The 3,059-nt window shown below is 63.8% G+C and carries 3 protein-coding genes; 1 reads left to right on the top strand and 2 read right to left on the bottom strand.

Features of this window, described 5'->3' with window-relative positions; genetic code table 11:
• Positions 1-621: hypothetical protein (locus VMS96_13370; GenBank protein ID HVP44417.1), on the top strand; the 621-nt coding region annotated here is incomplete at its 5' end.
• Between the two features lie 663 nt (positions 622-1,284).
• Here the strand turns inward: VMS96_13370 and VMS96_13365 are convergent.
• Positions 1,285-2,433, bottom strand: a complete 1,149-nt coding sequence (locus tag VMS96_13365; protein HVP44416.1) for an IS110 family transposase — start codon at positions 2,431-2,433, stop codon at positions 1,285-1,287.
• A 188-nt stretch (positions 2,434-2,621) separates the two neighbouring features.
• Entirely contained in the window at positions 2,622-2,960 is a 339-nt protein-coding gene (locus tag VMS96_13360; GenBank protein HVP44415.1) for a P-II family nitrogen regulator, read from the bottom strand.
• Between the last annotated feature and the right edge of the window lie 99 nt (positions 2,961-3,059).

Raw genomic sequence — 3,059 nt, 5'->3', positions numbered from 1 at the left:
CGCCGCTGGCTGCCGGTCGCCTGGTTCTGGAGCAACGAGCAGTTCGACGAGCCCTTCCTGGTCAACTCCCGGTTGGCCTACCAGGCCACGCCCGTCTTTCCCGGCCTGCCCCGCGAGGTCTTCGCCTACGACCCTCTCGATGACAACGCCCGGCGCCGCGCCCTGCGCGGTGTAAAGCAGCATCTGGCGCCGCTGCTCGCGGCCCTTCGCGCGCGCCTCCTGCGCGCGGGTCTCGACAAGAAGGCCAGGCACTACGAGAAGCGCGCCCTGCTCGGCATCCTGAACATGCTCATGCGCCAGCGCCGGACCTACGACGGCTATCTGCTCGCCGACAACCATACCATCAACCAGTTTCAAATGCTCGCCGCCGCCGGCCGGTCCCTGCGCCAGTTGGCCGTCAACGAACCGCCGCGCGCCGCCCGCGGCCTGTGCGAGTTCGCCGGCGAGTTCGCCAACTCGCTCACCCGGCGCATGCGCCGCCTGGTCCCGGCGGGCGAGCTGCCCTTGCTCCCATCCCTGGTGATCATCGAGGCCACCCGCGCCCTCGCCCCCGGGACGCCGGTGGAAGCCCACCTGATCCTCCGTCAGAACGATCGCGAGGTCGTGCTGCGCAAGAGCTGACCTGCCGTGTCATTCACCGGGCTGTGGCGCAGACTCCCTTGAAGGTGGGGCAGGCTTCAGCCTGCCGAGCGCAGGTTGAAACCTGCGCCACATTCATGTCCAGTTGTGCGGCGGCGGCCGCATGGCCACTTCAGTCTGCGCTCCGCATTTTTTCATAGCTTCTTACGGTCGCGGCTTCCATGAGAGGGCCCTTCTTGTCAAGCACTATTTAAATAGGTCTTCTTCCTCGCGCCGCAGGCTATTCGTGCGGTGGGAAAGTGGGAATCCTGCTTTTGGATTTCCACTTTTCCACGGCACACAGTTCTTTTTGCGTTCTCCTTCCGTCGGTACCGGATGGGGGGTGTGTTCGCCGGCTGTCCAGCGAGTGCCTCCTCCTTCAGCTCTTGTTGCTCGAGCGGGGCGTGGCCGACACTTCCGGTCTGGCCTCACCAAGCTCTTCGTTGCTGCCCGGTTCGATTCTTCGCGCCACTGTCGCCCGGCTTCCATGCGCACTCTTATGAGGCACTCGGCCTCGGTGCCAGTTGGGTTCCTCGTTTCAGTGGGTGCTGCATTCTCACTAACGATCTGCCATCCCTCCGCTCGGCGGAGCGAGGCGATCTGCCGCGACCTCGCAGTCACCCGGACTCGGCGCTTGGGCCATCGAACCAACATCTCTCTCCTGTCTTACGCGGCCGCTTTCCCGGCCGACTTTTTCGCCGCCTGTTTCGCCTCTTGCGCGGCTTGCTGCTGGGCGCCGTACAACGGGTCGTACACTTCGCCATTCGCCCACAGCCGGTGCATCAATACCGCCAGCTTGCGCGCCACGGCCACCAGCACCCGCTTCTTGCCTTTGCTCTTCCGGTTCTTGCCCCTTCGGTTCGGCTGCTGCTCTCTGTCCCGCTGCTCGATCTTGGCCAGACCCCACCGCCGCAGGTCGCTATCCGGAGCCCCGTGCTTCAGAATGCAGTGCGCCGATTGCACCAGCAGCCACCTCACCATCCGGTCGCCTTCCTTGGTGATTCGCTGCTGCGGGTCTCGGTCGCCCGATTGCGCCTGTCCCGGCACCATACCCAGATAAGGGCCTACCTCCCGGCTTCGGCCGAATCGCTCGGCGTCCTCAATCGTCAGCACAAACGCCAGCGCCGTCAGTTCCCCTACTCCGTAGATCACCGTCAGCAGTTCGATCTCCGGATATCGCTTCGCGACTTCATGGATCCGCTGGTCCGCCGCCTTGATCCGCAGGGTCGTATACGCCGCCGTCGCCAGCAGTGGTTCCACCAGCTTCCGCAACTCCGCCGGCAGGCTAGCGGCCAGTTCCGTATCCACCTGGTCACAGTCGCAACTGTTCAGCCGGTATCCGAACGACTTCACCATTCCCCGCGCCGAGTTGACGAGCATCGTCCGCGAATGCACCAACGCTTCCCGCAAGCGGATCTCGGCCAGGTCCCGTTGCACGTCTTCTTGCCGATGCCGAATCGGAGACAACAGCTTCGGGTCCAATCGCCCCAAGCGCGCCAATTTCTCAGCGTCCAATCGGTCATTCTTGCGCTGGCTCTCCGTGATCAACGATACCTTCCGCGAATTGGCGACGATCACTTCGTGCCCCAATCCGGCCAGATGCCGGCTGGTCCACGGAGAGTGCGTCCCCACTTCCATTACCACCCGAGCCCTGGGCAGCTTCTCGAACAAATGATTCAGACCTGTCCGCGTGGCTGGCAGTTGGTCTTGGATCCAGATCTCACCCTGCTCGTTCAGGATGCAGTAGTGATTCATCCGATCCCCGAGGTCTAACCCGATGGTCAGCCTCTCTGCGCTTGCGCGCTCGCGCAGCACCCACAGGACACTCTTCGTCAGCTTGTGCTCGCTTTGCTTCGCGGTGCTATGCTTTTTCATGGCCGGTCTCCTTTTGCACCTCTTGAGTGCGTATCCATTGGGAGCTTAGCGCATCCCGCTGGGGACCGGCCCTCTCATCCCATCTCGCTAACTCCTGGCCTTAGCTCGGCAGCTATGATCGCGGGCGGCTAGAGGGCCTGCTCATCGCGGTCGTCGTTGCGGATGCGGATGGCGGCGGCGATGTCGTAGACGAAGATTTTGCCATCGCCGATCATGCCGGCGCGAGCGGCGCGGGCGATGAGGGTGGTGAGCTCGTCGCAGCGGCCGTCGGGCACGACGAGTTCGAGCTTGGTCTTGGGCAGGAGGTCGACCTCGTACTCCTGGCCGCGATAGATCTCCTTGTGTCCTTTCTGGCGGCCGTGGCCGTGCACTTCGGAGAGGGTCATTCCGTCGACGCCGGCGGCTTTCAGGGCTTCGCGGACTGCTTCCAGCTTGTTCGGCTGGATGATCGCTTCGATTTTTTTCATGGGCGCTCCACTGGCGGCCTGCCCTGGGGAGGCCGCGGTTCCGGCGAACGAGGCGGGAGATCTCCATGATCCACGGTCCGGGCCGCGATCGGAAGCGAA

It is taken from the genome of Terriglobales bacterium (assembly GCA_035543055.1).
Taxonomy (GTDB): Bacteria; Acidobacteriota; Terriglobia; order Terriglobales; family Acidobacteriaceae; genus JAIQFD01.
This window is presented reverse-complemented; position numbering and strand designations above follow the sequence as displayed.